19 protein-coding genes and 2 pseudogenes are annotated in these 23,873 nt (G+C 73.3%); 5 read left to right on the plus strand and 16 right to left on the minus strand.

Translation table 11 applies throughout. The features are described 5' to 3' along the window. Positions 1 to 62: 62 nt before the first annotated feature. Complete coding sequence (gene secD / locus KRR39_RS15305) at positions 63 to 2,375, plus strand: protein translocase subunit SecD (RefSeq protein WP_216938203.1); 2,313 nt, start codon at positions 63 to 65, stop codon at positions 2,373 to 2,375. Positions 2,376 to 2,549: 174 nt separating this feature from the next. Further along, the gene (locus KRR39_RS15310; protein ID WP_216938205.1) at positions 2,550 to 3,842 is read left to right on the plus strand and encodes an HNH endonuclease signature motif containing protein; all 1,293 of its coding nucleotides are present in this window, start codon (positions 2,550 to 2,552) and stop codon (positions 3,840 to 3,842) included. 24 nt (positions 3,843 to 3,866) lie between these two features. Here KRR39_RS15310 and KRR39_RS15315 read toward each other — a convergent pair whose 3' ends face one another. The 5 genes from KRR39_RS15315 to guaA all read right to left on the minus strand — a co-directional run bounded on the left by KRR39_RS15315 (position 3,867) and on the right by guaA (position 9,018). Beyond that, positions 3,867 to 4,676 carry a carbohydrate ABC transporter permease gene (locus KRR39_RS15315; RefSeq protein WP_216938207.1) on the minus strand — a complete coding sequence of 270 codons (810 nt, stop codon included), beginning with the start codon at positions 4,674 to 4,676 and terminating at the stop codon, positions 3,867 to 3,869. A gap of 10 nt (positions 4,677 to 4,686) precedes the next feature. Next, positions 4,687 to 5,379: a hypothetical protein gene (locus tag KRR39_RS15320; protein WP_216938209.1), complete on the minus strand. Its 693-nt coding sequence runs from the start codon at positions 5,377 to 5,379 to the stop codon at positions 4,687 to 4,689. 17 nt (positions 5,380 to 5,396) lie between these two features. After that, positions 5,397 to 6,695 (minus strand): cytochrome P450, encoded by a 1,299-nt coding sequence (locus KRR39_RS15325; protein WP_216938211.1) that lies wholly within the window; start codon positions 6,693 to 6,695, stop codon positions 5,397 to 5,399. 85 nt (positions 6,696 to 6,780) lie between these two features. Beyond that, complete coding sequence (locus KRR39_RS15330; RefSeq protein ID WP_254185177.1) at positions 6,781 to 7,314, minus strand: GNAT family N-acetyltransferase; 534 nt, start codon at positions 7,312 to 7,314, stop codon at positions 6,781 to 6,783. Between the two features lie 126 nt (positions 7,315 to 7,440). Beyond that, positions 7,441 to 9,018, minus strand: a complete 1,578-nt coding sequence (gene guaA / locus KRR39_RS15335) for a glutamine-hydrolyzing GMP synthase (RefSeq protein ID WP_302053505.1) — start codon at positions 9,016 to 9,018, stop codon at positions 7,441 to 7,443. A gap of 213 nt (positions 9,019 to 9,231) precedes the next feature. Between guaA and KRR39_RS15340 the strand changes: the two genes are divergently transcribed. Continuing rightward, entirely contained in the window at positions 9,232 to 10,641 is a 1,410-nt protein-coding gene (locus tag KRR39_RS15340) for an FAD-binding oxidoreductase (RefSeq protein ID WP_216938213.1), read from the plus strand. Positions 10,642 to 10,830: 189 nt separating this feature from the next. Here KRR39_RS15340 and KRR39_RS15345 read toward each other — a convergent pair whose 3' ends face one another. The 3 genes and pseudogenes from KRR39_RS15345 to KRR39_RS15350 all read right to left on the minus strand — a co-directional run. Beyond that, positions 10,831 to 12,546: a GMC oxidoreductase gene (locus tag KRR39_RS15345; RefSeq protein ID WP_216938215.1), complete on the minus strand. Its 1,716-nt coding sequence runs from the start codon at positions 12,544 to 12,546 to the stop codon at positions 10,831 to 10,833. Next, the gene (locus tag KRR39_RS26200) at positions 12,543 to 12,857 is read right to left on the minus strand and encodes an aldehyde dehydrogenase family protein (protein ID WP_367303747.1); all 315 of its coding nucleotides are present in this window, start codon (positions 12,855 to 12,857) and stop codon (positions 12,543 to 12,545) included. Before KRR39_RS26200 ends, KRR39_RS15345 begins: the two co-directional genes overlap by 4 nt. Before the next feature lie 70 nt (positions 12,858 to 12,927). Beyond that, a pseudogene (locus KRR39_RS15350) lies at positions 12,928 to 14,142 on the minus strand (succinic semialdehyde dehydrogenase); the annotation flags it as partial. Between the two features lie 198 nt (positions 14,143 to 14,340). Here KRR39_RS15350 and KRR39_RS15355 point away from each other — a divergent pair. Then, positions 14,341 to 14,478, plus strand: coding sequence for a hypothetical protein (locus tag KRR39_RS15355; RefSeq protein ID WP_216938217.1), 138 nt, complete (start codon positions 14,341 to 14,343; stop codon positions 14,476 to 14,478). Positions 14,479 to 14,562: 84 nt separating this feature from the next. Here KRR39_RS15355 and KRR39_RS15360 read toward each other — a convergent pair whose 3' ends face one another. From KRR39_RS15360 to KRR39_RS26205, 8 genes and pseudogenes are all read right to left on the minus strand, one after another. Continuing rightward, positions 14,563 to 16,704, minus strand: a complete 2,142-nt coding sequence (locus tag KRR39_RS15360; RefSeq protein WP_216938219.1) for a M4 family metallopeptidase — start codon at positions 16,702 to 16,704, stop codon at positions 14,563 to 14,565. A gap of 223 nt (positions 16,705 to 16,927) precedes the next feature. Next, positions 16,928 to 18,625: a glycerol-3-phosphate dehydrogenase/oxidase gene (locus tag KRR39_RS15365; RefSeq protein ID WP_216938220.1), complete on the minus strand. Its 1,698-nt coding sequence runs from the start codon at positions 18,623 to 18,625 to the stop codon at positions 16,928 to 16,930. Positions 18,626 to 18,691: 66 nt separating this feature from the next. Continuing rightward, a complete protein-coding gene (locus KRR39_RS15370; protein ID WP_302053506.1) occupies positions 18,692 to 18,910 on the minus strand; it encodes a BldC family transcriptional regulator in 219 nt (72 codons plus the stop codon). 347 nt (positions 18,911 to 19,257) lie between these two features. After that, positions 19,258 to 20,103 (minus strand): carbon-nitrogen hydrolase family protein, encoded by an 846-nt coding sequence (locus KRR39_RS15375; protein ID WP_216938222.1) that lies wholly within the window; start codon positions 20,101 to 20,103, stop codon positions 19,258 to 19,260. Next, complete coding sequence (locus KRR39_RS15380; protein ID WP_216938224.1) at positions 20,100 to 21,203, minus strand: GuaB3 family IMP dehydrogenase-related protein; 1,104 nt, start codon at positions 21,201 to 21,203, stop codon at positions 20,100 to 20,102. Before KRR39_RS15380 ends, KRR39_RS15375 begins: the two co-directional genes overlap by 4 nt. Positions 21,204 to 21,241: 38 nt before the next feature. Further along, a complete protein-coding gene (locus tag KRR39_RS15385) occupies positions 21,242 to 21,799 on the minus strand; it encodes a dihydrofolate reductase family protein (protein WP_216938226.1) in 558 nt (185 codons plus the stop codon). A gap of 57 nt (positions 21,800 to 21,856) precedes the next feature. Then, the gene (locus KRR39_RS15390) at positions 21,857 to 22,816 is read right to left on the minus strand and encodes an MFS transporter (RefSeq protein WP_367303676.1); all 960 of its coding nucleotides are present in this window, start codon (positions 22,814 to 22,816) and stop codon (positions 21,857 to 21,859) included. Between the two features lie 88 nt (positions 22,817 to 22,904). Continuing rightward, positions 22,905 to 23,279, minus strand: a pseudogene (locus tag KRR39_RS26205) (MFS transporter); the annotation flags it as partial. A gap of 59 nt (positions 23,280 to 23,338) precedes the next feature. Here KRR39_RS26205 and KRR39_RS15395 point away from each other — a divergent pair. Continuing rightward, positions 23,339 to 23,872, plus strand: coding sequence for a winged helix-turn-helix transcriptional regulator (locus tag KRR39_RS15395; RefSeq protein ID WP_216938228.1), 534 nt, complete (start codon positions 23,339 to 23,341; stop codon positions 23,870 to 23,872). The last annotated feature ends 1 nt before the right edge of the window (position 23,873 follow it).

Below are 23,873 nucleotides of genomic sequence, written 5' to 3' on the forward strand. Positions count from 1 at the left end.
GGCCCCCGTCGCCGCGCTCTCCCGAGACCCCTGCGCGGGGCCACTCCTCCTGTGGAGCCCGCATGCCCGCCTCGCCGTCCCCTGCCCGCCCCCGCTCCCGCGCGCCGCTGTGGCGCGCCGCCGCCTCGTTCGTGGTGATCGGGCTCGCCCTGCTCGCCGCCCTGTCCCTGTCCCCCCGGCTCGGCCTCGACCTCGAGGGCGGCACCCAGATCGTCCTGGAGACCCAGGACAGCGCGCGGGTCGCCGCCGACCGCGAGTCCACCGACCGGGCGCTGGAGGTGCTCCGCGGCCGGGTCGACGCGCTCGGGGTGGCCGAGCCGACCCTGGCGCGGGCCGGCGAGCGGCGGATCATCGTCGAGCTGCCCGGCGTGCAGGACCCCCGCGAGGCGGCCCGGGTGATCGGGCGCACCGCCCAGCTCGGCTTCCACGTCGTGCGCGGACCGGCCCAGCCCGGCACCGAGGCGCCTGCCGGCACCACCCGGGTCCGCGACGAGGACGGCCAGCCGATCCTGGTCGGGCCGCTGGTCCTCGACGGCAACGGCGTCAAGGACGCGAGCGCCGAGCTGCCGCAGGACGGCGTCGGCTCCTGGGTGGTCTCGGTGGCGTTCAACCGGTCCGGTACGCCGGAGTGGCGCGACCTGGTGGACCGGGCCTGCCGGACGCCGCAGGGCAACCAGCGGATCGCGATCCTGCTCGACCGGGAGGTGATCTCCTCCCCCGCGGTGCAGCCCGAGCTGTGCTCGGGCGCGGGCGCCGCCACCCAGATCACCGGCCAGTTCACCCAGCGCAGCGCCGACGACCTGGCGATCCTGATCAAGGGCGGTGCGCTGCCGGTGCCCGTCGAGGTGATCGAGCAGCGCACCGTGGGCGCCACGCTGGGTGACGCCGCGATCGACGCGTCCCTGGAGGCCGGGATCATCGGCATCGCCCTGACCGGGCTGTTCATCGTGCTCGTCTACCGGCTGATGGGGCTGATGGCGACGGTCGCGCTGGCGGCGTACGCCCTGGTCTCCTACGGGCTGCTGGTCTGGCTGGGTGCGACGCTGACGCTGCCCGGGCTGGCCGGCTTCGTGCTGGCGATCGGGCTGGCGATCGACGCGAACGTGCTGGTCTTCGAGCGGGCCCGGGAGGAGTACGCCGCGCGCCGGGGCGAGGGCCTGGCCGCGGCCGTCGACACCGGCTACCGCAAGGCCTGGTCCGCGATCCTGGACTCCAACGTGACCACGCTGCTCGCGGCCGGGCTGCTGTTCTTCTTCGCCTCGGGCCCGGTCAAGGGCTTCGGGGTGACGCTGTCCATCGGCGTGGTGGCCTCGATGGTCTCCGCGCTGGTCATCGCGCGGGTGCTCACCGACTGGGCCGTCCGGCGCTCGTTCGCCACCCCGGCACTGTCCGGGATCGGCGGCACCGGCCGGCTGCGCACCTGGCTGGTCGAGAGGGGCCCGTTCCTGATGCGCCGCGCGGGTGCGTGGATCGGGGTGGCGGTAGCCGTCGCCGTGGTGGCGGTCGGCGGCATCGTCGTACGCGGCCTGGACCTGGGCGTGGAGTTCACCGGCGGGCGACTGCTGGAGTTCTCCACCGGTCAGGACGTCGGGGTGGAGCAGGCGCGCACCGCGGTCGCGGACGCGGGCTTCCCGGGCGCCGTCGTGCAGACGTCGTCGGGGACCGGCGACGCGGACAACATCACCGTGCGCACCGGCCAGATCAGCAACGACGAGGCCGTCGGGATCGAGGAGTCGCTGGCCAGGACCGCCGGGGAGGTGACCAAGGAGCGCGACGAGCTGATCGGCCCCACCCTCGGGCAGGAGCTGCGGACCAAGGCCCTGGTCGCGTTCGCGATCGCAGTCGGCGCGCAGATGGCCTACCTCGCGTTCCGGTTCCGCTGGACGTACGCCGCGGCCGCCGTGCTCTCGATGACCCACGTGGTGCTGACCGTCGTCGGCGTCTTCGCGTGGCTCGGGAAACCGGTCGACGGGGTGTTCCTGGCGGCCGTGCTGTCGATCATCGGGCTGGCGGTCAACGACACGATCGTGGTGTTCGACCGGATCCGGGAACGCACCCGCGGCGGCGAGGGACGGCTGCGCGAGACCGTCAACGAGGCGATCCTGCAGACGATCCCGCGCACGCTGAACACCGGCCTGGGCGCGATGTTCATCCTGGCCACGCTGGCGGTCCTGGGCGGCGACTCGCTCCAGGACTTCGCGGTGGCCCTGCTGCTCGGCCTGACGGTGGGGATCTACTCCACGATCTTCACCGCGGCGCCGCTGGCGATCTGGGCGGAGGAGCGGTGGCCGCCGGTGGCCCGGTCGGCCCGGCAGCGGACGGTCGACCCCTACGCCGACATCCCGGCCGCGGGACGGGAGAGCGGGTCGCTGTAGCGGTCTCCGGGGGTCGGCTGCTGGTGGATCTGCCTGCCGTTCGCGGGGCAGCGCGCCGGGTGACCCGCGTTCGATGAGGGCCAGGTTTCGTCAACAGGCGCTGGGGATCCGGGGTTCTCCCCAGGCCGCTCGCTCGTTCGAGCGAGCACTGCTTCGGGCTCCTAGCGTGGGTGCATGACCTCGATGACCGCACCTCCGCCGCCTCCGGTCGGGCAGCCGCCCGCCGGACATGCGGTGCTGCGGTTCACCACCTCCCTGGCCGACGCGTTGGACCGGCTCGCCGAGGTGCCGACCTGGTCGATGACCCGAGCCGAGCAACGTGAGGCCCTGGTCGAGCTGCGCCGGCAGCGCAACCGGTTGAAGGAGCTGGAGCTGCGGGTGCTGGTGCAGGCCGACCGCGACGACGTCGCCGCCGACTCCGACGCCGTCGACACGGCGGCCTGGCTGGCGCACGCCACCGGGACCAGCACCGCGAGCCGGCACCGCGACCTGCACCTCGCCACCAAGCTCGATACCCGGTTCGGCGAGACAAGGCAGAGCCTGGCGGCCGGGGTGATCGACGCGGAGAAGGCGGCGATCGTCACCGACGCCGTCGAACAGCTCACCCGCGACTATGACGACCTCCCTCCCGGCACCGAGGCCCGCGCCGAGGCGCACCTGCTCGAGCAGGCCCAGGTGTTCGACGCCCGCACCCTGCGCAGGTTGGGGCACCGGCTGTTCGAGGTGGTCTGCCCCGAGGCGGCCGACGCCGCCGAGGGTGCCAGGCTGGAGAAGGGGGAGGCCCGGGCAAGGGCGCTGGCCCAGCTGACGATCCACGACCAGGGCGACGGCACCAGCAGCGGCCGGTTCCGGCTGCCCGCCCTGCACGCGGACCTGCTCAAGAAAGCCCTCGAGGCACTGACCAGCCCGCGGCGGATCGGTGACGCACGCCTCGATGCCGAGACCGGGGCGAAGCTGCCGCACGCCACCCTGCTCGGGCACGGGCTGATGGAGCTGCTCGAGCACCACCTCAGCGCGCTGCCCCAGGTGAACGGCTCCCCGTTCACCCTGGTCGTCACGATCGGCCTCGACGCCCTGGTCTCCGGTCTCGGGGTGGCGGCCCTTGACACCGGGCACCGGGTCTCGGCCGGGGAGGCCCGTCGGCTGGCCTGCCGGGCCGGGATCATCCCGATGGTGCTGGGCGGTGACTCGGTGCCGCTGGACGTGGGCCGGGAGCGGCGGCTGTTCGACCGCTACCAGAAGCACGCGATCAACCACCGCTACCAGGGCTGCGCCGCACACAGCTGCGACCGGCCACCGGCCTGGGTCGAGTACCACCACCTGCAGCCCTGGAGCCACGGCGTCCCAACGGACACCAGCAACGGCATCTCGCTGTGCCCGGCCCACCACCGGATGGCCGACCACCCCCAGAGCTACGACCTGCGACGACTCCCCGACGGCAAGGTCCGATTCCACCGGAGAACCTAGACCGCGAGCCTGGTGGTGGAGTGCCTAGCGGGCGACGTCGTTGCGCCGCGACAGCCAGAGCAGCATCGCGGCGACCACGAACGCGACCGGCAGGCACATCAGCACGGCAGCCGCCATCTGGCCGCCGAGGAACCCGAGCTCCGGCAGCTTGGACAGCAGCACCGGCAGCGTCTCGCTCCGGTCGCTGCGGTTCAGGCCGCTGGAGAACAGGAAGTCGTTCCAGCTCGCGACGAACACCAGGGCCGTCGTACCGGCGACCCCGGGACGGGCCACGGGGAGCACCACCCGCCAGACGAGCGCGACCGTGCCGGCCCCGTCGACGCGGGCGGCCTCCTCGACCTCCACCGGGACGGCACGGAAGGCGTAGGCGAGGAACCAGACGGCGAGCGGCAGCGTGTAGCTGAGCTGGGCGAGGCCGATCCCGCCGAGCCGGTCGAGCCAGCCCAGCCCGGACAGCATCTGGCTGATCGGCACCAGCACCACGATGCCGGGGAAGAACGCGAATGCGAGCATCACCGCGAGGATCTGCGCGCGGCCGGGCACCGGCAGCCGGGCCAGGGCGTACGCCGCCGGGATCGCCACGGCCAGGCTGACCAGCGTCGTCCCCGCCGAGAGCAGCAGGCTGCGCGCGAGGGTCGGGTAGAACCCGAACACCGAGGAGGCCAGGAAGCGGTAGCTGCCGAGCGAGAAGGCGTGCGGGACCAGGCCGGTGCCGGCACCGGCGGGGTCCGGGTCGAAGCTCAGCACGAGCATGTACCAGAGCGGCAGCACGGCGAACGCGACCACCCCGGTGCCGCCGGCCCACAGCAGCGCGGTCCCGAGGCGTCGTCGCATGCGCGTCACCCTAGCCGCGCCCGGCGGGCGCGTCGGGGTAGAGACGCTCCGTGCCGAACTCCGAGAACGGCCGGGTGTTGTGCGGGTTCTCGAACAGGGTTCCGGCCGGGGTGGGTCGCGACACCAGGACGCGCACGGTCACCCAGGCCGGGTGGGCCAGGCAGCCACGCGGGACGGTGAGGTCGACGCGGTCGCGGGCGGGGTCCACGGACCGGGCGAACCCGGGGCACGCGCGGCCGGCGCCGTCCGGGCCGACGAACCGGGAGGGCCGGCGGGGCACCCGGGAGCCGTCGGCGGTGAGGTCCAGGAACCAGCGGCCGCGCGGCGTGGTGAGGCCGAGGTCGACGGTCGGGCGGCCCACCGGGCGCAGGTCCGCGAACCGCAGCCGGACGCGTACGGCGTCCCGCCCGTGCACCACGCGCAGCCCGACCAGGTCGATCGACGTAGCCGGGACCGTCGTCGTGGCGGGCGGGTCGGTGGCCACCAGCGCCACGTCACCCCGCGGGTCGCGCAGCGCGGTCCGGACCGGCCGCACCGCGATGCCGAGCTCGTCGACCGGGCCGTCGTCCACCCCGGGAGCCGGGTGCAGCGAGGACGTCGGCAGCGTCAGCGTGGGCCGGGGCGTCGACGGGGTCGTGGTCGTGCAGGCGCCGAGCGCGAGGAGGAGCACCGGCAGCAGCGCGAGCCGCACAGGTGCCCTCACGCCCGGAAGAGCGCGGGTCAGCGCAGCGCGGGTTCCGGCTGGAGCCGGACCGGCAGCGCGTCCACGCCGTAGACGATGGACATCTGCCGGTAGTCCACGTGGTCGGCCGCCAGCGACAGGTCCGGGAAGCGCCGGGCGAGCGCCGGGAACGCGGTCCGCAGCTCCATCCGGGCGAGCTCGGCGCCCACGCAGCGGTGGAAGCCGTGCCCGAAGGCGAGGTGCGAGGCGACCGGCCGGGACAGGTCGAAGGCCTCCATCCGGTCCCCGAGCCGCGGGTCGCGGTTGGCCCCGGCGAGCTGGCAGATCACCACGTCGCCGGGCGAGACCTTGTGGCCGCCGACCTCGACCTCGGTCTTGGGGAACCGCGGGAAGGCGATCTGCACGACGGTCAGGTAGCGCAGCAGCTCCTCCACGGTGCGGTCCACCACGGCGGGGTCGGTGCCCACCCGGCGGAAGTCCTCGGGGTGGTCCATCAGCACCGCGGTGCCCAGCGCCAGCATGCTCGCCGACGTCTCGAGACCGCCGGTGAAGACGCCGTCGGCCAGGCCGCCGAGGTCGAAGTCGTTGATCTCGTCGCCGTGCTCGCGGATGATCTGGCCGATCAGGCCGTCGCCCGGGTTGTCGCGCTGCTTGCGGGTCGCCTCCATGAGGAACTTCCGCGAGTCCGACACGGCGCCGAACACCCCCTGGCCGCCGTACGACACGTCGAAGCGCGCGGAGCCGAGCTGCCGGAAGGTCTCACGGTCCTCGTCGGGCAGGCCGAGCAGCTCGCAGATCACCAGGAACGGGACCGGGAACGCGAAGGACGGGACCAGGTCGACGACGCCGTCGTTCGCCGCCGCCTGGCGCTCGATCTCGTCGAGCTGCTTCTCGACGATGTCGGCGATCCGCGGGCGGAGCCGCTCGAGCCGCCGCATCGTGAACTCGGGGGTCAGCAGCTTGCGCAGCCGGGTGTGCTCGGGCGGGTCGGTGAAGCCGAGGCCGCCGATGTCCCCGTCCGTGGTCGAGCCGCGCAGACCCATGAACGGCCGGATGTCCGTGCTGTAGCTGGTCGTGTCGGACAGCACCTGGCGGGCCTCGGCCTCCCCCGTGACGATCCAGACCTTCATCCCGAGGAAGGAGGTGAGCTGGGCGACCGGGGACTGCTCGCGGAGCTCGCCGAGGCGGGCGACCGGGTCGGGGCCGTCCCGGTGCAGCGGCCAGGCCAGGCTGTCGGGGACCTTGTCGAGCTGGGACAGGTCGATGCCGTTGCTGCCGACCCGCCGGAGCACGAGCCGTCGCGCCCGGCTCGTGAGGTACGTGGTGAGGCGTGACACCGGCTTGCTCCCGCTGCGATCGACTGGATGGTCCGTGCCTCAGTATGCCGTGCGGGGTCTCCCGGCGGGCCGCGGCACGGGCTGGTCAGAGCGGGTTGTCGTGCAGGATCCGCTGGTAGAGCTTGTGGTCCTGCCACGCGCCGGCGATGAACAGGAACTTCGGCGCCATCCCGTAGGGCTCGAAACCCACCCGCTCGAGCACCCGCTGCGACGCGAGGTTGTGCACCATCGTGCCGGCCTCGACCCGGTGCAGCCCGCGGCCCTGCGCCTGCGCGCACGCGAACTCCACGGCCCCGGACGCCAGGCCGCGACCGAGGTGCTCCGCGTCCACCCAGTAGCCGACGCTGGCGCTGCGCAGGACGCCCATCACGATGTTGTTCAGGTTCACCCGGCCGACCACCAGGTCGCCGTGGGTCACGACGTACGCCGCGAGCAGCCCCTGCCGCACCGACGCGAGCTGCCCGGCGACCGCGGCGGCCTGGCCGTCCTCGGTGTAGAAGCTCTCGTCGCGGCGCGGGTCCCAGGGCTCGAGGTGCGCCCGGTTGCGGGCGTACGCCGCCGCCATCGCGGGTGCGTCGTCGGCGGTCAGCTCACGGATCTGGTAGCCCTCGGGAATCACCGGACGAGGCTAGGTCATCGCCCGTCGTCCCCTCACAAGGGGACGACGGAGAGCGCCAGTCCCAGCGCGAGGAGGACGACCAGGCCGATCACGGTCCAGCGGACCCAGCGTGGCTGCATCGGGCGGCTACTCCCACTCGATGGTGCCGGGCGGCTTGCTCGTCACGTCGATGGTGACCCGGTTGACCTCGCGGACCTCGTTGGTGATCCGCGTCGAGATGGTCTCCACCACGTCGTACGGGAGCCGCGCCCAGTCCGCGGTCATCGCGTCCTCGGAGGTCACCGGGCGCAGCACGACCGGGTGGCCGTAGGTGCGGCCGTCGCCCTGCACGCCCACGGAGCGCACGTCGGCGAGCAGCACCACCGGGAACTGCCAGATGTCGCGGTCCAGGCCGGCGCGGGTCAGCTCCTCGCGGGCGATGGCGTCCGCCTCGCGGAGGATCTCCAGACGCTCGTAGGTGACCTCGCCGATGATCCGGATGGCCAGGCCGGGGCCGGGGAACGGGTGCCGCCAGACGATCTCCTGGGGCAGACCGAGCTGGTCGCCGACCAGGCGGACCTCGTCCTTGAACAGCGTGCGCAGCGGCTCGACCAGCTCGAACTCGAGGTCGTCGGGGAGGCCGCCCACGTTGTGGTGCGACTTGATGTTCGAGGTGCCGGCGCCGCCGCCGGACTCCACCACGTCGGGGTAGAGCGTGCCCTGCACGAGGAAGTCGACGCGCTCGCCGTGCTCGGCGGCGTCGCCCATGATCTCCACCTCGGCGGCCTCGAACACCCGGATGAACTCCCGGCCGATGATCTTGCGCTTCTGCTCCGGGTCGACGACCCCGGCCAGCGCGTCGAGGAAGCGCTTGGTCGCGTCCACCACGTGCAGGGAGACCCCGGTCGCGGCGACGAAGTCGCGCTCGACCTGCTCGGCCTCGCCCTTGCGCAGCAGCCCGTGGTCGACGAACACGCAGGTCAGCTGCTCGCCGATGGCGCGCTGCACGAGGGCGGCCGCGACGGCGGAGTCGACGCCGCCGGACAGCCCGCAGATGGCGCGTCGGTCGCCGATCTGGGTGCGGATCTTCTCGACCTGCTCCTCGACGATGTTCACCATCGTCCAGGTCGGCCGGCAGCCGGCGATCTCGAGCAGGAAGTGGCTGAGCACCTCCTGGCCGTGCTCGGTGTGCAGCACCTCGGGGTGCCACTGCACGCCGGCGAACCGCCGGTCGAGGTCCTCGAAGGCCGCGACGGGCGTGTCGGCGGTCGCGGCGAGCACGTCGAAGCCGGGGGGCGCCGCGACGACGGCGTCGCCGTGGCTCATCCAGACCTTGTGCTGGCGGGGCACGCCGGACAGCAGCGTCCCGCCGGCGGTGACCTCGACGGGGGTCCGGCCGTACTCCGAGCGGCCGGTCCGTCGTACCTCGCCACCGAGGTTGAGCGCCATCGCCTGGAAGCCGTAGCACATGCCGAACACCGGGACGCCGGCCGTGAAGACCTCGCCGTCGACGTTCGGGGCGCCGGGCTCGTAGACCGACGAGGGGCCGCCGGACAGGATGATCGCCTTGGGGCCGCGCGCGAGCATCTCCGCGACGGGCATGGTGTGCGGCACGATCTCGGAGTAGACCCGGGCCTCGCGCACCCGGCGCGCGATGAGCTGGGCGTACTGGGCCCCGAAGTCGACGACGAGAACCAGGTCGTGGTCGGTCACTGTTCTGGTCACGGGACCTTTCACTGAAGTGCTGGAGCATGGCCGGTGAGAGTCGGGAGTCTATCGACTGGACCAGTGGCCGCGATCCACCCGCACCAACCTGGGCGAAGGCGGACAACTCTCCTGGCCCTCGGCACATTTCAGGAGCGCCGCGTATCAACCTCGGGCACGGTGGCCTCCTCGGGACCTGCGTCAGCATCCAGGATCTCAACGAGGAGACACCCCATGACCATCGAGTTCGCCGCGGCCACCGGCCGCGCCCACTCCTTCCAGCGCCACACCACCGTCCGCGTCGAGCTGCCCGGGGACCCCGGGTACGACGCCGCGCGGATGCCGTGGAACGTCGCCGTCGACCAGCGTCCCGCCGCCGTCGCCCTCCCGGTCGACGCCGACGAGGTCAGCGACGTCGTCCGGACGGCGGCGGCGCACGGCCTCCGGGTCGCCCCGCAGGGCACCGGGCACAACGCCGGGCCGCTCGGCCCGCTCGAGGACACCGTCCTGCTGCGGACGTCGGAGATGACCGGCGTCCACGTCGATCCCGAGCGTCGGGTCGTCCGGGTCGGCGCCGGCGTGCTGTGGGAGGACGTCGTCGAGGCGGCCGCCGCGCACGGCCTGGCCGCCCTGCACGGCTCCTCCCCCGACGTCGGGGTGGTCGGCTACGCGCTCGGCGGCGGCATCGGGTGGTACGCCCGGCAGCTCGGCCTGGCCACGAACAGCGTCACCGCCGTGGAGCTCGTGCTCGCCGACGGCACCCAGGTCCGCGCCGACGACGAGCACCACCCCGACCTGTTCTGGGCGGTCCGCGGCGGCGGCGGCAGCTTCGGCGTCGTCACCGCGATGGAGCTCCGGCTCTTCGACATCGAGACCGCCTACGCCGGGATGCTGCTGTGGGACCAGGAGCACGCCGAGAAGGTGCTGCGCGCCTGGGCCGCATGGACCGTCGACGCCCCCGACTGCGTGACCACGTCGTTCCGGATGCTGAACCTCCCGCCGCTGCCCGAGCTGCCGCCGTTCCTGCGCGGACGCCGGCTCGTGGTGGTCGACGGCGCGGTGCTCGCCGACGACGACCGGGCCGGCGAGATCCTCGCCGGCCTGCGGGCGCTCGAGCCGGAGACGGACACCTTCGCCCGGGTCCCCGCCGCCGGCCTGGTCCGGCTGCACCTGGACCCCGAGGGCCCGACGCCCGCGGTCTCGGTCTGCGCGATCCTCGGCGACCTGTCGGACGCGGCCGTCGAGACGTTCCTGGCCCTGACCGGCCCGGCCTCGGGCTCGACGCTGCTGGCCGCCGAGCTCCGCCAGCTCGGTGGCGCGCTGGGCCGTCCGGCCGAGGGCGCCGGCGCGCTGCCGATGATCGACGGCGCGTTCGTGATGTTCGGCGTGGCGATCGCCGCGACACCGGAGCTCGCCGAGCGTGGACGGGCCGACGGCACCGCGCTGGTGGACGCGATGACGTGCTACGCCAACGACCGTGCGTACCTCAACTTCGCCGAGTCGCGGGTCGACGTACGCCGGTCGTTCTCGGCGCAGGACTGGACCCGGCTCAAGGGCATCCGCTCCGCGGTCGACCCCGGCGGCGTGGTGCGCGCGAACCACCCGGTGCCGCGGCTCTACGAGAACGGGCTGCCCACGCCGTAGCCGCCGGCGGAAAAGATTGTCCGGCCAGGGCGTAACCCGGCGGACCGGGCCTCGTTGAGCAGGACGGATCCGGTGGGCACGATCTCCCTCCCAGGCACCGGATCCCGCGTCCGTGCAGCTGCGTGGACCGCTCAGGGCCCGACCACCCTCCCTCCGGTCGGGCCCTGAGGCCGTTGACCGGGGGTTCGGTCAGGTGACCGAGACGATCGGCAGCCGCAGGGCGCCGGGCGCGGAGTCCGGGACGACCGGGTGGGCCGGGACCACCGGCGCGAGGCGCTGGTACGTCGACCCGAGGACCGGTCGCGGGTCGGCCTCGCCCTTGTTCGGCCAGAAGGCCATCGCCCGCTCGGCCTGGGCGGTGATCGTCAGGGACGGGTTCACCCCGAGGTTGGCCGAGATCGCCGAGCCGTCGACGACGTGCAGCCCCGGGTGGCCGTACATCCGCTGGTAGGCGTCGACCACCCCGGTCTCCGGTCCGTCGCCGATGGTGCAGCCGCCGATGAAGTGCGCCGTCAACGGCCGGTTGAACGGCTCGCCGATCGAGCCGCCGGGCTTGCCGCCGACGATCTCGGCCATCGATCGCACCACCTGGTTGGCGACCGGGATCCAGGTGGGGTTGGGGACGCCGTGCCCCTGCCGCGAGGTGAGGTGCCACCGGCCGGTGAGCCGGCTGCGCCGGGAGAACACCGTGATGGAGTTGTCGATGGTCTGCATGACCAGCGCGATCACCGTGCGCTCGGACCAGTGCCGGACGTCGTACAGGTCGCGGACGCTGCCGCGCTCCTTCCACATCTCCTTCGCCCAGGTCCGCCAGCGCGGCGCGGGGCCGTCGCCGTCGGTGAGCACCGTCTGCATCAGCGACATCGCGTTGCTGCCCTTGCCGTAGCGGCACGGCTCGATGTGCGTGTGCTCGTCGGGGTGGAAGCTCGACGTGATCGCGACGCCCTGGCTGTAGTCGACCTGCGTGTCCGGCGCGATCGCGCCGAGGATGGACTCGGAGTTGGTGCGCGAGAGGTAGCCGAGCCGCGGCGAGACGCGCGGCAGGTGGCCCTCGTCGCGCATCCGGTGCAGCAGCCGCTGGGTCCCGAGCGAGGACGCCGAGAACACCACCTGGGTGGCGGTCAGCGTCCGGGTCGCGGACCGTCGGCGCGCCTTGGCCTTGGTGAACCGCACGCGTACGTCGTACCCGCCGCCGGTCCGCGGGGAGACCCGGGTCACCGTCGTCAGCGGCAGCACCCGGGCGCCGTTCTGCTCGGCGAGGTAGAGGTAGTTCTTGACCAGGGTGTTCTTGGCGTTGTGCCGGCATCCGGACATGCACTCGCCGCAGCCGATGCAGGTCTTCCGCTCGGGTCCGGCGCCGCCGAAGTAAGGGTCGGCGACCCGCTCGCCCTGTGCCTGGCCGGGGCGTCCGAAGAACACCCCGACCGGCGTCGGGTGGAAGGTGTCGCCGACGCCCATGTCGGTGGCGACCTTCTCCATCACGTCGTCGGCCGGCGTGCGCAGCGGGTTCTCGACGACGCCGAGCATCCGCTTGGCCTGGTCGTAGAACGGCGCGAGCTCGCGCTTCCAGTCCGTGATGTGCCGCCACTGCGGGTCGTCGTAGAACGGCTGCGGGGGCTCGTAGAGGGTGTTGGCGTAGACCAGCGAGCCGCCGCCGACGCCGGCTCCGGACACGATCATGCAGTCCTTGAGGGCGTCCACGCGCTGGATGCCGTAACAGCCGACCTCGGGCCGGAAGAGGTACTTCTTGAGGTCCCACGACGTGGCCGGCAGGTCCTCGTCGGCGAACCGCGCACCGGCCTCGAGCACCCCGACGCGGTAGCCCTTCTCGGTGAGCCGCAGCGCGGTGACCGACCCGCCGAACCCGGACCCGATGACCAGGACGTCGAAGTCGGGCTCGCTCATGCCCGACCCAGCTTCTTCAGCAGCCGCAGCTGCGCGGTCATCACCTTCGCGTAGCGCTCGTCGGAGAGCCCGAGCATCGGGCCGAAGCGGAGCAGCCGCTGGGTGGCCACCGACTGGGTCTCGGTGTAGCGCAGCACGCCCTCGGCCCCCTGACGCCGTCCCAGGCCGGACTCGCGCATGCCGCCCATCGGGGCGTCGATGCTCGCGAACGTCGCCGCGAACGCCTCGTTGACGTTGACGGTGCCGCACCGGACCTGCCGGGCGACCGCGCGGCCACGGGCGCCGTCGCGCGTGTAGACGCTCGCGTTCAGGCCGTAGTCCCCCCTCGTTGGCGCGGGCGACGGCGTCGGACTCCTCGGAGAACCGGTAGACCGCGACGACCGGCCCGAACGTCTCCTCGCCGAAGCAGGCCATGTCCGGCGTGACGCCCTCGAGCACGGTGGGCTCGTAGAAGTAGGGCCCGAGGTCGGGACGGGCCCGCCCGCCGGCGAGCACCCGGGCGCCCTTGGACCGCGCGTCCTCGACGTGCGCGGCGGTCGCGTCGAGCTGGGCCTGCGAGATCAGCGAGCCCATGTCGCTGCCCCAGGCCAGGCCCGGCTGCAGCCGCATCGCCTTGACCCGGGCCACGAAGCGGGCCACGAAGCGGTCGTAGACCTGGTCGGCGACGAACATCCGCTCGGTGGAGACGCAGAGCTGGCCGGCGTTGGAGAAGCTGGCCCGGACCGCCCCCTCGGCCGCGCGGTCGAGGTCGGCGTCGCGCAGCACCAGGATCGGGTTCTTGCCGCCGAGCTCGAGCGAGCAGCCGACCAGCCGGTCGGCGCACTGCTGCGCGACGGCCTTGCCGGTGGCCGTCGACCCGGTGAAGCAGACGTAGTCCGAGCGGCCGATCAGCTCGGGCCCGATCTCGCTGCCGGGGCCGGCCACCACCTGCCACAGGTCCTTGGGGAAGCCGGCCTCCTCGAGCAGCTGCACGCCGAGCAGGGCGGTGAGCATGGTCTGGGCGTCGGGCTTGTGCACGACGGCGTTGCCCGCGAGCAGCGCCGGCAGGCCGTCGCACAGCGCCAGGGTGAACGGGTAGTTCCACGGCGAGATCACGCCGACGACCCCCTTGGGGACCCGGTTGACCTCGACCCGGGTCAGCCCCGGTACGACGCCGGCGACCCGCTTCGTGTCGAGGTGCCGGTGGCCGGTCCGGCCGTAGTAGCGGGCGGTCAGCGCGACGTGCAGCGGCTCGTCGTACGCGTCCTTGCGGGCCTTGCCGGACTCCCAGCAGATCACGTCGGCGATCTCGGACTGCCGGTCGAAGATCAGGTCGTGCAGCCGCAGCAGGACCGCCTGGCGCTCGTCGAGGCTGGTCCGCGCCCACCGCTGCTGCGCCCGGCGGGCCCGGCGGAACGCCTCGGCGACGTCGTCGGCCGAGGACTGCGGGACGGTGCCGATCGGCTGCCCGTTGAACGGGCAGTAGGTCGGCACGCTCCGGCCGGTGCTGGACACGATGCGGTCCGTCAGCGCCTGGACGAACGCCGGCTCGAGCGCGTAGCTCGCGGTGGGGTCGGTGCTGGGGTCCTTGACGGCGGGGTCCGGCTGAACGCTCATATACCGAGAGTATGTGACCACGGTCTCAGTGACTACCCCCGGGTAACCGAGGTCCGCCGGGCGGGCCTCCCCGACGAGAGGCAGATCACCCGCCTGTAGGGACCATTCTGCGGGTATGCCGTTTACAGTCGCGCTAACATTTAGTCAGCGGGGAGAGCCCTCCCCCACACCGTCTCGCAGAGAAGTAGTTGGTCAAGAATGTCTACGGGGAACGCCTCCGCCCACATGCTCTACATCGCCTCGTCCGCCATCGCGGACCGTCAGCGCGACGCGCGCGACCGCAGCCAGGTCGCCCTCGCACGACGCACCCGCGTCAGCCGCTTCTCGCGCCGCTGACCGCACCCCACCGCACGACGGCGGGCGCCGGCAGACCGAGGTCTGCCGGCGCCCGCTGCGTTCGCCCTGCCCGAGGTGGGTCGGTCAGCCGGTGGTGAGGGACACGTCGTCGACCAGGAAGCTGGTCGCCGCCGAGGAGTCCTCGACGCCGAGGAACTTCACGGTCACGGTCTTGCCGGTGTAGGCCGCGAGGTTCACCGACCGGGCGACGTACCCGGTGCCCTTGTTGAGGTTGGAGTACGTCGCGAGCGTCGTCGTCGCACCGCCGCTCGGCGTCACCTGCACCTTGAGGGTGTCGTAGGCCGTCGAGGCGGTCGTCTCGTCACTGGAGATCGACAGGTAGAACGACAGGGTCGCGGCGGACGCGGCCGGGACCGTCACCGTCTGGGCGACCGAGTCGGTGTGCGTCGTGCCGTAGCCGTCGAGCCAGGCGAAGTACGACCCGGCGTGCGGGGTGGCCCCGGTGTTGGTGATGACGCCGGAGGTCTGGGTCCAGGACGCGGCCCCCGACTCGAAGCCCGGGTTGGCGACCAGGTTGCCGCCGGTGGGCGGCGGCGTGGTGGTGCCGCAGGTCTCGGTCGGGGTGACCGCGACGCCCTTCCAGGCGTTCACCGTGGCGGTGCACTGCGTGGAGCCGGCGCCGTACAGGTCCTTGGCGGCCTTGACCTGGCCGTTGGCGGCCTGCGGGTAGGTGGTCGTGGAGGTCCAGTAGGTCGACATCGCGCGGTACCAGATCGCGGCGGCCTGGTCCCGGCCGATGCCGGCCAGCGTGGTGCTGTTGCAGGTGGTCGCGCTGTGCGCCCGGCCGCCGATCGTCTTCGAGCCGGTGCCCTCGGCGAGCAGGTAGAACAGGTGGTTGCCGACGCCGGAGGAGTAGTGCGGGTCGAGGTTGCCGACCGTCGAGGTCCAGCAGTTCTTGGAGCCGCCGTCGAGGGACGGGTTGTCCATCCGCCGCAGGTAGGTGCCGTTCTTGGCGATCTTCTCGCCGATGTAGTAGTCACCGGGGTCGTTGGCGTTGGCCGCCTCGAACTCCACCATCGTGCCGAACACGTCGGACGTGGACTCGTTGAGGCCGCCGGCGTCGCCGGAGTAGTTCAGGCCCGAGGTCGCCGCGGTGACGCCGTGCGACATCTCGTGGCCGGCCACGTCGAGCGAGGTGAGCGGGTTGAACGTCGTGCCGCCGTCGCCGTAGGTCATGCAGAAGCACGAGTCGTCCCAGAAGGCGTTCTCGTAGCTGTTGCCGAAGTGCACGCGGGAGAACGCCGCGACACCGTCGTTGCGGATGCCGGTGCGGTTGAAGTGCGCCTTGTACATGTCCCACGTCTCGGCCGCGCCGTACGCCGCGTCGACCGCGGCGGACTGCTTGCTCGAGGTGGTGCCGGTTCCCCACGCGTTGTCGGCGTCGGTGAACAGCGTGCCGGTGCGGTAGTCGGTCTCGCTGGTGATCCCGGTCGCGTCGTAGGTCTTGTGGCCGCCGCGCGTCGAGTCGGTGAGCTGGTAGGTCGAGCCGCTGAGCACGGTCTGCAGGGGGACGGTCCCGCTGTAGAGCGACGAGCCCGAACCGGTGGCGTCCATGATCTGGGGCAGCCGCGCCAGCTGCTTGCCGGTCTTGGCGTCGGTGTAGACGAGGTCGCGGACCGGGGTGCCGTCCTCCTCGGTGCCGGTGACGACCGTCTGCCAGGCGAGGACCGGTGCGTGCTGCGCGGCGTACACGACCTTGACCGGGGCGGCGGTGCCGGCCTTCAGGTCGGTGCGCCGGGCCGCGTCGGACTTCGCGGCCTTGCCGGTGACCGACGCGTCGGTGGTCGGGACCGCGATCCGGTCGCGGTTGGCGCGGGTCACGGTGAGCTTGCCGGCGTCGGTCTGCGCGACGACCAGGTCACCGCCGATGACCGGCAGCCCGTCGAAGGTCCGGTTGTAGCGGGTGTGCTCGGTTCCGTCGGCGTCCCGCAGGACGTCCTTGACGACGAGGGCCTCCCGGTCGCCGAGCCGCAGCCGGTCCGCGGTGGCGTCGCGGTCCTGCTTCGCCTCGGCGATCGCCGCACGCCGGTCGGCGGGGCCGAAGGAGGGGTCCGGCCGGCCCGCCTGCGGGGCCGCGGCGGCGGTGGCCGCGGTCGGGCTGGTGGCCTGGGCCGGGACGGTGAGGGCCAGGGGGCTGATCGCCAGGGCGGCGATGCCGACCAGTCCGATCGCCCGGGCGCTGGATCCGAGAGGTGCTCGCTTCACGCACGTGCCTTTCTCTACCTCGGACGCCGGGATCTCCGGTTCCGACGTGGTCCGGAGCAGTACAGGTTCCGGACCGAAGGCCGAGCCTGCACCCCCTGGTGCGCGCCGGGTAGCCGTCAAGTTGCGCACCTGCACAAACCTGCAAGAACCCCACCCACCCCCACAAGCCGACCCGGGCCTCAGGCAGGACCGACCCGGGCCTCCCGCAGGGCCGACCCGGGCCTCAGACGATGTCGGGGGCGGCGACCCGGGCCTCGTCGGCCTCCTGGTCGGTGAGGGCGAGCTGGCTCTGCCGCTCCGCCTCGACCCGGCGCAGGTAGTGGTCGACCTCCTCGTCGAGGCGGGCCTGGTCCCAGCCGAGCTCGCCGGCCATCAGCTCGGCGGCGGGACGGGCCGCGTGCACGCCCCTGTCGAAGGTCTCGATGGAGATCCGGGTGCGCCGGGTGAGCACGTCGTCGAGGTGCCGGGCGCCCTCGTGGCTGACGGCGTAGACGACCTCCGCGCGCAGGTAGTCCTCGGTCCCGGCGAGCGGCGCCGCCAGGTCGGGTCGTACGTCGACCAGCTCGAGCAGCTCGTCGACGAGGCCGCCGTACCGGCCGAGCAGGTGGTCGATGCGCGCGACGTGCAGGCCCGAGCGGCGGGCGAGCGACTCGCGCTGGTTGGTGCGGGTCTCGAAGCCGTCGGCCCCGACGAGCCGGACGACGTCGGTGACGCTGGGCGGCACGGTGCCGCCGAGCGAGTGCACCGCGGCGTCGACGGCGTCGCGGCCCATCACGCGGTAGGTCGTGTACTTCCCGCCGGCGATCATCACCAGCCCGGGCACCGGCGCCACGACGGTGTGCTCCCGCGAGATGCGGCTGGTCGGCTCGGACTGGCCGGACGCGAGCGGCCGGAGCCCGGCGTAGACGCCCTCGACGTCGGCGTGGGTCAGCGGCTCCTTGAGCACCTGGTTGACGTGCCCGAGCAGGTAGTCGATGTCCGCCCGGGACGCCGCCGGGTGCGCCTTGTCCAGGTCCCAGGGGGTGTCGGTGGTGCCGATGATCCAGTGCCGGCCCCACGGGATCACGAACAGCACGGACTTCTCGGTGCGCAGGATCAGCCCGGTCTCGGAGCGGATCCGGTCACGCGGTACGACGAGGTGGATCCCCTTGCTGGCTTGGACCCGGAGCGAGCCGCGGCCGCCGACGAGCTCCTGGATGTCGTTGGTCCAGACGCCGGCGGCGTTCACCACCACCCGCGCGTGCACGTCGATCTCGCGACCGGTCTCCAGGTCGACGACCCGGGCGCCGGTCACCCGCTCGCCCTCGCGCAGGAAGGCGACCACCTTGGTGCGGCTCGCGACGTGCGCGCCGTGGGTGGCGGCGGTGCGGGCCAGCATCATGGTGTGCCGGGCGTCGTCGACCTGGGCGTCGTAGTAGCGGATCGCGCCGACCAGGGCGTCGGGCCGCAGGTCCGGCGCGAGCCGCAGCGCCCCCCGGCGGCTGAGGTGCCGGTGCCGGGGCACCCCCATGTCGTACTTCCCGGCCATCGCCATCGCGTCGTAGAGCGCGAGGCCGGCGCCGACGTACGGACGCTCCCAGCCGTGGTGGGTGAGCGGGTAGAGGAAGGGCACCGGGCGGACGAGGTGCGGGGCCAGCCGGGTCAGCAGCAGGCCGCGCTCCTCGAGGGCCTCCCGGACCAGCCCGAAGTCGAGCATCTCGAGGTAGCGCAGGCCACCGTGCACCAGCTTGCTCGACCGCGACGAGGTGCCGGAGGCGAAGTCGCGCTGCTCGACCAGACCGGTCGTCAGGCCGCGGGTGACGGCGTCGAGCGCCGTGCCCGCGCCCACCACTCCCCCGCCGACGACCAGGACGTCGACCTCGAACGTGGCGAGCGCGTCCAGGGACGCCGAGCGGTGCTGCGGGTTCAGGGCGGTGCTCATCGGACCCCTCTGCGTCGTCGGAGCACCAGGCTATCGGCGCGGCCCCGCGCGCCCGGTCGCAGCCGTTCAGTCCTCCTTGCGCTGGCGCGGCAGCGAGACCTTGCGCAGCGCCATGACCTCGGACTCGAGGTAACGACGGTGCCCGCCCAGGGTCCGGATGACGGTCAGCTTGCCCATGTCTCCCCAGCTGGAGACGGTCTTCGGGTCGACGCTGAACAGGGCCGCGACTTCGGCCGGCTTCAGCAGCACCTCCGACGAATCAGGTAGATCCATGTACTTCCCCACCTCTCACTCTCGGGCGTGCCCCGTCCGCACGACCCGGTCGGCAACCTGCTGCGGGCCCCGTCCCCCGGGACCCGATGTGCACCGACCCCCACAGCCTTGACCGTGGCGACCATTGCGGCAATGGCTCCATCAGGTCAGGTGCGAACCCCTCATCTGCTCCCGGAACCCCCCAAGCGGGTGAACCCGCCGGAACGGCGTTGGTCGTGGTGAGGACGTGGGAACCGCACCTCTCGGGGCAGTTCCCCGCGCGGGAGGGGCACAAACCCCGCACCAGACCAGCTCCCCCCGAGGGACCGGGAGGCGGCCGGGAGGTGGCCGGGAGGTGCCCGGGCCGGTGGTCGGCGGGGTCAGCCGGCGAGCACGACCCGGGTCCGCGGGCCCAGCGAGTCGCGCCGGTCCGTGGCCATCGGGTGCTCGCGCTGCACGCGCGCCACCTCGTCGGCGTCGAGGTCGGCGACCACGACGCCCGGCTCGAGGCCGAGCCGCCGCACGGGTCGGCCCTCGGGGTCGTAGACCGCCGTGCCGCCGCTGAACGAGCCGGTCCCGCAGGTCCCGGTCAGCCCGGCGAACGCGACGTAGATCCCGTTGTCGAGCGCCCGCGCGGCGTAGTAGACGTCCCGACGGTGCTCGGCCCCGACGTAGTAGGCGGCGGGCACGAGGTACGCCGCGGCGCCGCCCGCGGTCGCCGCCAGGGCGTGCTCGGGGAAGCAGCCGTCGTAGCAGACCCCGAGCGCGAGCTCCCAGCCGTCGACGACGATCGTGGCTCCGTGGTCGCCCGGCGTGAAGAAGTCCCGCTCCGGGCCGGACAGGTGCTGCTTGTCGTACGGCGCGGTGACCTCGCCCTCCGGGTCGACGACCAGCACCGACAGCGTGGACGCGTGCCGTCCCGAGCCTGTCGCAGGGTCGACCGCCCGTCGTACGGCGGCCCCGACGACCACGACCACCGACCGGGACCGCGCCACCTCCGACAGCGGCTCGAGGGCGGCGTCGTCGAGGTCGAGCGACGCGTCGTGCGTCCAGGCGGCCTCGTCGTAGCCTGTGAGGAACAGCTCGGGCAGCACCACGACCCGGGCGCCCTGGTCGGCCGCGTCGCGCACCAGCGACACCGCCGTCGCGACGTTGGTCGCGAGGTCCCCGGGCACGGACACGGCCTGCCCGGCGGCCAGCCTCAGTCGGCCCGGGGCCCGGGTCACGAGACGACGACCTCGACCCGCTGGAACTCCTTGAGCTCGGTGTAGCCGGTGGTGGCCATCGCCCGGCGCAGCGCACCGACCAGGTTCATGGTCCCGTCGGCGGTCCGGGACGGGCCGAACAGGATCTCCTCGAGCGTCCCGACGGTGCCCATCTCGATGCGCTCGCCGCGCGGCAGGTGCGGGTGCCAGGCCTCGGAGCCCCAGTGGTAGCCGTGGCCCGGCGCCTCGGCGGCGCGGGCGAGCGGCGAGCCGACCATCACGGCGTCCGCGCCGCAGGCCACCGCCTTGGCGAGGTCGCCGGAGCGGCCGATCGAGCCGTCCGCGATCACGTGCACGTAGCGGCCGCCGGACTCGTCGAGATAGTCGCGGCGGGCGGCCGCGACGTCGGCGACGGCCGAGGCCATCGGCACGGAGATGCCCAGGACCGTGCGGGTGGTGTGCGCGGCGCCGCCGCCGAAGCCGACCAGCACGCCGGCCGCGCCGGTGCGCATCAGGTGCAGCGCCGCCTGGTACGTCGCACAGCCACCGACGATGACCGGGACGTCGAGCTCGTAGATGAACTCCTTGAGGTTCAGCGGCTCGGCCTGGCCGGAGACGTGCTCAGCCGACACCGTCGTCCCGCGGATCACGAACATGTCGCAGCCGGCGTCGACGACCGTCTTGGCGAACTCCTTGGTGCGCTGCGGGGACAGCGAGCCGGCCACGGTCACGCCGGACTCGCGCATCTCCTTGAGCCGGGCGGTGATCAGCTCGGGCCGGATCGGCTCGGCGTAGATCTCCTGGAGCCGGGCGGTGGCCCGCGGGCCGTCGAGCCCGGCGACCTCCGCGAGCAGGCCGCTCGGGTCGTCGTACCGGGTCCACAGGCCCTCGAGGTCGAGCACGCCGAGGCCGCCGTGCTTGCCGAACGCGACCGCGGTCTGCGGCGACATCACCGAGTCCATCGGCGCCGCCATGATCGGCAGGTCGAACCGGTAGGCGTCGATCTGCCAGGCCACCGACACCTCCTCGGGGTCCCGCGTGCGGCGCGACGGCACGATCGCGAGGTCGTCGAACGAGTACGCGCGGCGTCCGCGCTTGGCGCGACCGATCTCGATGTCCATGCCAGCGAGCCTATCGGGGCCGCCGGACCGGCCAGGAGTCAGGAGTAGACGGGCGCGTAGCGGACCAGCAGCACGCCGCTGGCCAGGGCCCGGCTCTCGGTCAGCTCCAGCGGGACGGTCCCGGTCCCCTCGAAGAGCCGCTGGCCGGTGGCGACCGCGACCGGGTGCACCAGCAGCGCGAGCTCGTCGAGCAGGCCCTGGGCGATCAGCCAGCGCACGGTCGTGGCGCTGCCCGACATCGTGACCTCGCCGTCGGCGGTCCGCTCCTTGAGCGCGCGCACCTGCTCGGCGACCGCCGCGTCGTCGACCCCGGACAGGACCGTGGTGTTCTGCCACCGGGCCTCGAACGGCTCGTGGGCCAGGACGTACTTCGGCATCGGGTTGATCACGCCGCCGAAGTCCTCGTCGCCCTGGTCCGGCCAGTACTGCGACCACTCGTCGTACAGCGTCCTGCCCATCAGGATCGCCCGGGTGCTCGCCATCCCCGAGCCGACGACCTCGCCCATCTCGTCGTCGAAGTAGCCGAAGTGCCACTGGTCGGGTCGCTCCACGACGCCGTCCATCGAGATGAAGAAGTTCGAGACGATCCTGCCCATGGTGGCCGCTCCTCGGTCGGTGGTGTCAGGAACGTAGACCGGCGGACCGGCCGGGACTCATCGCTGCGGGGCGGTTCCTCGCGTCCGGGCGGCGAGCACCACGAGCGCGCCCACCACGGAGACCGCCGCGGTCACCACGGCCGCGTGGTTCCACCCGGCGACCAGGCCGGCGGGCGTGGTGGCCCCGGCGGCGATCACCGACACGACCGTGACCCCGACCGCCGAGCCGACGTACCGCGCGGTGTTGTTGGCGCCGCTGCCGACGCTCCCGCGGCCGTCCGGGACGCTGGCCACCGCCTCGCGGCCCAGCGCGGCGTTCAGCACGCCGCTGGCCACGCCGGCGACCAGCAGGCCGGGCACGAAGCGCACCCAGGTCGAGTCCACGTCGACGCCGTGCTGCATCGCCTGGCCCACGGCGACGCCGAGCAGCCCGAGGGCCAGCTGGGTCCGCCCGGACACCCGCGCCGGGATCCGGCGGGCCAGCAGCGCGGTGACCACGCTGGAGCCGGACCACAGCAGCATCAGCAGCGAGGCGCTGAGCGCGGAGATGCCGAGGGCGCGGCCGGCGAAGCCGGGCAGGTACGACGTCAGGGCGATCACCCCGGCACCGGTGGCCAGCGCGGCGACCGTCGCGGCCACGAAGGGCGGGTGCCGGAACAGCGCGAGGTCGAGCATCGCGGCGGGGCTGCGGCGCTCAACCGCCACGAACGCGCCGAGCAGCACCACGGCCGCGACCGCGAGCACGAGGACCAGGGGGGCCGTCCAGCCCTCCCGCCCCTCGACCAGGGCGGCGAGCAGCGCGCTCATCCCGCCGGCGAGCAGCAACAAGCCAGGCAGGTCCAGGGGCCGGGGCTGCGCCGAGCGTGACTCGTGCACCACCCGGAGCGCCGCGACCGTGACCGCGGCGCCCGCCACCGCGAGCACCCAGTAGGCGTCGCGCCAGGAGGCGACCAGGTCGAGGGAGGCCGAGAGCAGCGGCCCCACGGCGATCCCGGCGCCCACGCTGGCGCCCCACACGCCGCTGGCCGCCGCGCGGGCCGGGCCGGGGGGCGTACGTCGCCGCGATGATGCCGAGGCTGGAAGCCACCACGGCCGCCCCGCCGAGGCCCTGCAGCACCCGCGCCGCCACGAACAGCAGGGTCCCGGGCGCGAGGGCGGCGAGCACCGAGCCGAGCACCAGCACGGCCATCCCGGCCGCGAAGGTGCGGCGCCGGCCGAAGTCGTCGGACAGCGTGCCGGTGGACAGCAGGGCCGCACCCAGCCCGATGCTCATCGAGCTGAGGATCCAGGTCCGCCCCGAGGTCCCCGCCCCGAGCGTGGCCGCGGTGCTGTTCAGCGTCGCGATCGGGGCGGTGAAGGCGACCAGGGTCAGCAGGGTGCCGAGGGCCGCGACCGTCAGCTGGGCACCGGGCCGGTGACCGGTCGGCGCTGCGGAGGCGGAGGCAGCCGTGGCGGGGGGTGACGCGTCGGCGCGGGACATGCCCAGCAGACTACCAGGCTTTGGTTCGTTCACCAGACCAAGTGCGCTACGGTGGTGGCATGGCACTCGGCATCGACTACGCACGGCAGGACTGCTCGCTGGCCCGCACCCTGGAGGTGGTCGGGGAGCGCTGGACGATGCTGATCCTGCGGGACTGCTTCCTCGGCGTCCGCCGGTTCTCCGACTTCGCCGCGCACCTCGACATCTCGCGGGCGGTGCTCACCCAGCGGCTGGCCGGGCTGGTGGAGGCGGGCCTGCTCGAGCGCGCCGGCACCGGCCACGCGGAGTACGTCGTGACCGAGCGGGCGCGCGGCCTGTGGCCCGCGCTGTTCGCCCTGGCCCAGTGGGGCGACGCGGAGCTCGCGCCGCGCGGCCCGCGCCGGCTGTTCGAGCACGAGGCCTGCGGCACCCGGGTGGACCGCACCGGCCGGTGCCCGGCGTGCGGCACCCTGCCCGGGCCCGAGGACCTGCTCACCCGGCCCGGTCCCGGCGCCGACCCGTCCGTCCGCGACGACCAGGTCTCGCTGGCGCTGCGCACGCCGCACCGGCTGCTCGAGCCGGTCGACGTGCGCGGGGCTCAGCGCCCCGGGTAGC

Source organism: Nocardioides panacis (assembly GCF_019039255.1).
In the GTDB taxonomy this organism is placed as follows: Bacteria; Actinomycetota; Actinomycetes; order Propionibacteriales; family Nocardioidaceae; genus Nocardioides_B; species Nocardioides_B panacis.